The sequence below is a fragment of the Pseudoalteromonas sp. ESRF-bin5 genome (genome assembly GCF_002632075.1).
Taxonomy (GTDB): domain Bacteria; phylum Pseudomonadota; class Gammaproteobacteria; order Enterobacterales; family Alteromonadaceae; genus Pseudoalteromonas; species Pseudoalteromonas marina.
The window spans coordinates 21,834-29,646 of sequence record NZ_NTLW01000064.1 but is presented as its reverse complement, the minus strand read 5'-3'; the positions used below and the strand labels follow the sequence as shown (position 1 = coordinate 29,646).

General features: G+C 37.1%; 5 protein-coding genes and 1 tRNA gene. 4 read left to right on the top strand and 2 right to left on the bottom strand.

Annotated elements, in window-relative coordinates; all coding sequences use genetic code 11:
* Positions 1 to 86: 86 nt before the first annotated feature.
* Together BCG07_RS02430 and BCG07_RS02425 are read right to left on the bottom strand one after the other, a co-directional pair.
* Complete coding sequence (locus tag BCG07_RS02430) at positions 87 to 587, bottom strand: prolyl-tRNA synthetase associated domain-containing protein (protein ID WP_243531867.1); 501 nt, start codon at positions 585 to 587, stop codon at positions 87 to 89.
* Between the two features lie 2 nt (positions 588 to 589).
* Positions 590 to 985, bottom strand: coding sequence for a putative periplasmic lipoprotein (locus tag BCG07_RS02425; protein ID WP_243531870.1), 396 nt, complete (start codon positions 983 to 985; stop codon positions 590 to 592).
* A 166-nt stretch (positions 986 to 1,151) separates the two neighbouring features.
* Between BCG07_RS02425 and BCG07_RS02420 the strand changes: the two genes are divergently transcribed.
* The 4 genes from BCG07_RS02420 to BCG07_RS02405 all read left to right on the top strand — a co-directional run bounded on the left by BCG07_RS02420 (position 1,152) and on the right by BCG07_RS02405 (position 7,759).
* Positions 1,152 to 1,227, top strand: a tRNA-Ala gene (locus BCG07_RS02420).
* 151 nt (positions 1,228 to 1,378) lie between these two features.
* Positions 1,379 to 2,641, top strand: coding sequence for an ABC transporter substrate-binding protein (locus BCG07_RS02415; protein ID WP_243531873.1), 1,263 nt, complete (start codon positions 1,379 to 1,381; stop codon positions 2,639 to 2,641).
* Complete coding sequence (locus tag BCG07_RS02410; protein ID WP_286888421.1) at positions 2,641 to 5,505, top strand: ATP-binding protein; 2,865 nt, start codon at positions 2,641 to 2,643, stop codon at positions 5,503 to 5,505. Before BCG07_RS02415 ends, BCG07_RS02410 begins: the two co-directional genes overlap by 1 nt.
* Before the next feature lie 46 nt (positions 5,506 to 5,551).
* Positions 5,552 to 7,759: a two-component system response regulator gene (locus BCG07_RS02405; protein ID WP_286888419.1), complete on the top strand. Its 2,208-nt coding sequence runs from the start codon at positions 5,552 to 5,554 to the stop codon at positions 7,757 to 7,759.
* The last annotated feature ends 54 nt before the right edge of the window (positions 7,760 to 7,813 follow it).

Sequence of the window (7,813 nt, the reverse complement as noted above, 5' to 3'; positions counted from 1 at the left end):
TTAGTTTATCAACAGTACGGACAAACAGCATTTATGTTTACCTTACTTGTTGTTTGTTTGTGCGGCTTTTTTCTTATTACCTGGGCTTATCTTGACGGTAAAAACATGACACGCGGTTGATGACCCGTATGCTTAAAAAAGGTTTCTAGGTCTGATTTACTCAAAACCCATGTCAGCGTATTTTCAAAGGGGTGGCAGTGAAATAACTCCCCAAACCAAATATCTTGATCTAACCATACTGTTACCGCATTTTGTTTATCGTTTAGAAGCGCAAGCATTGATACACACCCTGGTGCAACTTTTAAATAGGTTGCTAAACGTTCGCTTGAAGCGAACCCTAAACGCGACAAACCTTGCTGTTTAGAGAGCGCTTTTAGGTCCAACTGCTTATTGTGAGCTGTAATCACTAAAAAGTGACGTTTACCTTCGTTATCACGCAAAAATAAATTTTTTAAACGTGTACCTGGGCGTTCAAGCAGTAATTCATCCGCTGCTAAGCTAGTATGTAAAGGTGGGTGTTCGATAACATCGTAATTAATATTTAAATGCGCTAAACACGCCTCTAATTTTGTTTTATCCGCTAACATAGTTACAAACAACGCCCTCTTAATTGCACGCTTAGATCTCGCCACAGAACGTCTGTTATTACATGATTATTAGCGCAGTATTCACGCGTTGTAAGCTCTTGCTTTAATAATTCAACGGCCCGATCTTCTAGTTTTAGTTTTAACACACTCGACTCTTCAAAGTGTTCTTGCTCAATATATTCCTTAACTTCACTGCGAGAAGGTCTGTTATTACGTCCACGATCGAGATTAAAGTTCTCACGGTGCTTAGCTTTAACCGATACAACATAAGCAAATACATTATTTCCTTGCTCATCTTGTTTTTCAAAAAACTGTTTGTTGTTTATTTCAAAAGGCGGCTCTTCATTTGATGCACAACCCGAAAGTAAAACCATCAGTACCAAAACGCTTTTTTTCATTATTTTCTGTCGTTTTAATGAGTAATTAAGCCGAGTCTATCAAAAATTCATCTAAACTGTGAAAATTAGCGAAAAAATACTTGACCAAATTTATAAAAAAACTTAAAGTTCGTCCCGCTTGGAACTCAGCAGCCAAGCGTTTATGCTATGCATAAACTAGGAATGTGGGGCTATAGCTCAGCTGGGAGAGCGCCTGCCTTGCACGCAGGAGGTCAGCAGTTCGATCCTGCTTAGCTCCACCACTTTCCTACTCCTTTCTCAAATATATTCTTTACTTCAAAAACACCCTAATTCATTCATTTTATTTTGTTTTTCATTTATCTCTATTATCTTGAGTCTTTATCAATTATTAGCTATACATACTTGTATATCTATTAATGCATTAGGTAAATCATGGACTCTCCAAAACGCTCAACACTTAAAAAACTTGCAGCTATAGGCTTAACTGCAGGCGCTATAACGCATGTTCCTTATGTTTTTGCTCGAAATAAGGTCACAATAAGAGTGCTTGGCACACATGTAACGTTACAAGATGCAATTCGTAAGCAAGCCATGAGTGATTTAGGCATTAATATTGAATTTACGCCCGCTGGCAGTGCCGCTGTTTTGCAAAGAGCCTCAATGGACCCCAGCTCATTTGATTTATACGAGCAGTGGTCAAACAGTATTAATGTGTTGTGGAATGCAGGTTCAATACAACCCATAGAAAAAAAACGCCTTACTTATTTTAACGAAATAAATAGCCTTACAAAAACAGGAAAGTTATCAGAAGATGCCAATATAGGTGCAGGTGACGCTCCCTTCAAAATATTAAACGTACAACCCGATGGCACACTCAGTGAGCAAGAAAGCGACTTAATAAGCTTTTTACCCTATGTTCATAATGTTGACTCTTTTGGTTATAACACTGAATTTATTAAACCTGGTATTGCTTATGAAACAGAAAGCTGGGGATGGTTATTGGATGAGCAGCATAGGGGAAAAGTAGGTATTGTAAATGCACCAACTATTGGTTTATTTGACTTAGCGCTTGCAGCTAAAGCTAAAGGGCTTGTTAAAATTAACAATATTGGAGCAATGACTCGCATTGAGTTAGATAACTTATTTAAGGTATTGCTCGACTATAAACGCCAAGGCCACTTTAGCGGTTATTGGAACTCAGTGCCTGAATCTGTTCAGTATATGAAAGATGAACGTGTTCATATTGAAAGCATGTTTTCACCTGCGGTATCTGCGCTAAATGGCCAAGGCATAAATGTGCGCTTTGCAGCACCTAAAGAAGGTTACAGAGGCTGGCATGGCGTAATGTGTTTGTCATCACAAACGCATGATAGTGTGAAAGATGCCTCTTACGATTATATGAATTGGTGGTTATCTGGCTGGCCAGGTGCGTTTATTGCTCGCCAAGGTTATTACATAAGCAATCCGCAGCGTTCTAAACCATTACTTTCACAGAATGAATGGGACTATTGGTATGACGGCAAAATCGCAAGCACTGATTTACTAGAAACAAATGGTAATATTGCGGTTAGAAAAGGCGAGCAAAGAAATGGCGGAAGCTATACTAAGCGCTTCAGCAACGTTGCAGTATGGAATACCGTTATGCCAACCTACGACTACAGTTTACAAAAGTGGTATGAGTTAATAAGTCGCTAATGCGTTCTATTAAATCAAAAATAATTGCGACCTTAGCGGTACTAGCTGGACTGCTTCTTTTACAAAGTTATTTATTTAACCACTTGCAAGAGTCGTTAACCAGCCTGCAAAACATTCAAAACAATGCTATTAGTAAAAGTGAAGCTGTCGTAAAGCTGGAAAGAGATGTCATCGCCTTACAAAGTCATGCAGTTGCATTTATTGATGACGCTAATAAAAATAATATTGCAAAGTTTAAAACATATTTAGACCAAGCAAATATTCATTTAGGGCAATTAACATTAAACACGCTAGACAAAACCCCTGAATATAAAAATATGCTTACTCGCCTCAGCGAGCACCTAAAAAACTATGAAACAACATTTGAAAAAGTAGTTATTAACAGACAAAAGCGCGAGCAAATATACTCATCTGGATTTAAACAGCCCATTGAAGAGCTACAAAAAAAGGTAATGGCACTTGAGTCACTATCAAATGAAGATAAAAAAATTCTCTACAATGATATTTTACTAACCATTAGTAACCTTAAGCATGCAGCTGTCAGCTACCTTTATAAACCTAATTTTGATGAAGCTCAAAATGTGAAACAAAATCTAGAGTTTTTGCACACAAAAATTAACCGTATGTCAGCTATTAATGACTCCTTGCTTGATAAAACAATTAATCTTAAAAAAACACATAACCAACTAATACTGCTAACACGTAGTTACACCTACTCTGTGAATGTTGTGCTGACAGGGATCGAAAACGAACTTTTATACCTAACTAATAAAATTAAAAGCGCTGAAGAAGAAAAATTAAATTTGGTTAAGTCGCAATTTAATAGTGAATTAACGAAAAAAACCAAGCAAAGCAGCCTATTTACCTTTCTAATTCTGATTATTATTTTGCTGCTTTGTTATTTTATTGTTGCTTTTGTTATTAAACCCCTATCACAGCTTACCTTGCTACTTAATAGTATGAATGAAGGTGAGCCAATTACACTAAAAAATAAGCATACAAAGCTGAGCGAAATTGCATCTGTGTTAAAAGCGGCTAATACACTTTATTTAAAAAGTGAGGAAACGAAGCAATTACTTGATGAAACACGCGCTTTAAATGTAAAAATGGAAGCCATGAATACAGAGCTTACTCAAGCAATAGAGGAAACAAACAAGGCTAATAAAACAAAAATCGACTTTGTGGCAAATATGAGCCATGAACTTCGCACACCAATGAACGGCATATTGGGTATGCTTCAGCTGCTACAAACAAGCAATATGCCAGTAAAGCAGGAACAATATGCTAAAAAAGCATTTTCTAGTGCGCAGAGCCTGCTGCAAGTTTTAAACAATATTTTAGACTTTTCAAAACTCGATTCTGATAACCTCAAACTTGAGAAAATTCCTTTTACACTCGATACGATCGTATCTAACGTTGAAGATTTATTTTCGATTAATGCACAACAAAAAGGACTAGCTCTAAATTGTGTTGTGCATGCCGACAGACACCTGACTCTGTTGGGCGATCCTATACAGCTAAATCAAATAATTAATAATTGCATTGGTAATGCCATTAAGTTTACTGAAAACGGTGAGGTGTCATTAACCATAGAAGTCATTTTTCAAAAAGAAAATGAAATACAGTTACGATTTAGTATCAGTGATACTGGTATCGGTATGACGCAAGCCCAATCTGATAGGGTGTTTGAATCATTTGCTCAAGGCGACTCAAGTACAACAAGAAAGTACGGAGGCACAGGGCTTGGCCTAACGATTAGCAAACAGCTAACCAAATTATTAGGTGGTGACATACAAGTAAAAAGCGAACTTGGCAAAGGAAGTGAGTTTTTATTTACTCTTCCATTCACCATTGCAGAACAGCAATTAATTAATAACACTGCTAGCAAAAATAACCCTTTACCTGCAAAGGTAGACCTGCCAAAACTAGCGGCCTATAAGGCACTTGTTGTAGATGATAATAAACTTAACCAAGAAATAACCTCTGCAATGCTAAGTAAATTTGATATTAATACAACAATTGCAAACGATGGGCTAGACGCTATAGATAAAGTATCGGCTCAACATTTTGATATTGTATTTATGGATATACAAATGCCCAATATGGACGGCCTTGAAGCCACTAAACAACTAAGAGCTAAAGGTAACAATATGCCTATTATTGCTTTAAGTGCTGCTGTAGAGCCCAGAGATAAAAAAGCAGCCGCTGATGCAGGTATGGATGACTTTTTGGTTAAACCCATTGTATTTGACGCGCTTTACGAAAGCTTAGATAAACACCTAAAAAGTAGAGATAATTTGCAAACAATAAATTTAGTAAAAGCAAAGCAAAACGTTGATAACAATGAAACCTTACTCATGACATTGCTTACTCGGTTTATAGATGGTAATAATAACTTTTCAGCGAAGGCTGATTTATTAATAAACAATAATGATGTTGCTACTTTAAAGCGAACGGTGCATACACTGAAGGGGTTAGCGGGTACATTAGGGCTAGAGAAGCTGCAAAAGTGTGCATTAGAGACTGAAAAAGCACTACTTGAGGAAAGTTCGCTTAATATAGATTTATTAAAAGAAAATTTGGCAGCAACGCTTTTTTCTATTAAAGAATTATTAGCGACACTCAATTTGGAAAATATAGAGCCGAAACGACACAATCTCGAAGATGAGCTGGTAGTGATAAATGAGATTCACTCACTAGCATTAGCGTCTCGTCCTATCCCAAACGACCTAAAAAGGCATTTAGAAGCGAATAGCTATGATACTGAACACGGCTTATCAAAACTAATAGAGGCGATTAATAGTTTCGACTATCCGTCTGTAATTTCGATTATTGAAACATATAAAGCAAACACAAAGCATTAATGATTGAGTGATTCAGAATTTAAATACTATGTAAAAAGGATTAACAGTGCATTTAACTCATTCCACCATAAATAAAAGTGAACAAAAAGCGCAGCGACAAAAGCCTTTAATTCTAATTGTTGATGACGAACCAAGTAACTTACATATTTTGGTAGAAGGGCTTTCAACCGACTACGATGTTCGAATATCGACAAGTGGAGAGCAAGCTCTAACGTTTATTGAGTCTACCCGTCCAGATTTAATTTTACTCGACATAATGATGCCGGGAATGAATGGTTATGAAGTGTGCACTATACTAAAAGGGAAACCCAAAACAAAAGGCATTCCCATCATCTTTGTTACGGCGCTTACAGAGGAAGAGTCAGAAGAAAAAGGCTTTGCTATGGGCGCCATAGACTATATTCACAAGCCTTATAAATTAGCCTTAGTCAGAGCTCGCATTCGTACACATATAACAGCACAAGGTATGCTAGACCGATTAATAGAGAAAAACTTTGACCTACATGACAAGCTGCTTGAAATAGAATCTTTAGCAATGGAGCTGGATGTTAGAGAAAAAGAATTAAAGCAGTTATCATCTAAACATCAACTCTTTTTTCACGCACTAACGAGTACAGCTGACGGTGTTGTGATAACTAACAGTACAGGCAAAATAATCGCGGTTAATCCTTCTTTTTGCCGCATCACGGGTTACGATGAAGCTAATTCGTTAAATATGCATATTCACGATATCAAACAAAATAACCAGCCAAATATAAACTTTGAACAAGTATGGCAACACGCAAGTGAAGCCGGCTACTGGAGTGGTGAGTTAGTTACCCGACGCAAAAGTGGTGAGTTATACCCTGAATTGCTAACGTTGAGCCTTGTAAAAAATGAACACGATACCAACGATCACTACATCGGGGTATTTAGCGATATATCAAGCCTAAAAGTGACCCAGGAGCGAATAGATTACTTAACTTGGCATGACGAATTAACCGCCCTACCTAACCGTAACAGCTTCTTAAAGCAGTTAGAGCAGCAATTACAAAGCTGTTCCACTGACAAAAATTTTGCCTATATTTTTATTATCGATGTAGATGGGTTTCACTCATTTAATGATGGAATGGGCCTGCTAGCCGGTGACCATGTCCTAAAAGAACTAACTAAGCGTATCCATACAAATACTGATAATAATGATATTATTGCTCGCTTGGGAAGCGATGCCTTTGCAACGTTGTCTGTCCTAGATAAAGGCATTGGCAGAGCAAGAGCTCAAATTATTGCAGAGAAAAAAGCACAAGAAATTCTTACATCCGTAAGACTGCCTTTTTTTGTTGATTTAAAGGAAGTTAGCCTAACAGTAAGTATTGGTATGTACATATTCCCGCAACATGGGCAATGGGAAAGCGCTATCGAGACTATCAGAAACTGTGAAGCTGCCTGCTATAAAGCAAAAGAGAAAGGGGGCAACCGAGTTACATTTTTTGACACCTCATTTGGTGAACAAGCAAAAAGACGTTTCGAAATTGAGCAAGACCTACGTAAAGCAATCGCTTATAACGAGTTATCACTTCATTTACAGTCTCAATATGATAGTGATCAAATTTTAAAAGGAGCTGAGGTTTTACTTCGTTGGCAACACACGACAAAAGGCTTTATTAGCCCCAGTGAGTTTATTTCTATTGCGGAAGAGTCTGACGTTATTTATGACTTAGATTGCTGGGTATGTGAAAATGCCTTAAAAACATTAGCTAAGATTAATCAAACACACCCTCACTTAAGTTTATCAATAAACATAAGTGGTCGACATTTCCATGAGCCACGCTTTTTAGCCTTTTTAGTTGAACAGCTAACAATTAATAATGTTATTGCGTCGCAACTCACTATAGAGATTATTGAAGGTACGCTACTAAATAATATGGACTCTGCTATTGAAGCTGTGCATAACCTCAAAAAGTTGGGTGTAAAAGTATCAATTGATGATTTTGGAACTGGCTATTCAAGCCTCACATATTTAAAGCAATTACCAATTCAAGAGCTTAAAATAGACCGTTCTTTTGTGCTCGAAGCGCCAACAAATAAAAATGACAAACTAATAATAGATATGATTGTGAGTTTGGGACGTTTATTTGAATTAGACGTTGTTGCAGAGGGTGTCGAAAACCAATCACACTTCGATTTACTACAGGAATACCCGGAGGTGATACTACAGGGTTATCACTTGCATAAACCTGAGCCAGTAAACGATTGGCTAGCTAAATTAAAGTGATTTTTATCAAAAATAAAAAGCCGAGCTATGCTCGGCTTTTGTAAAATTAATATA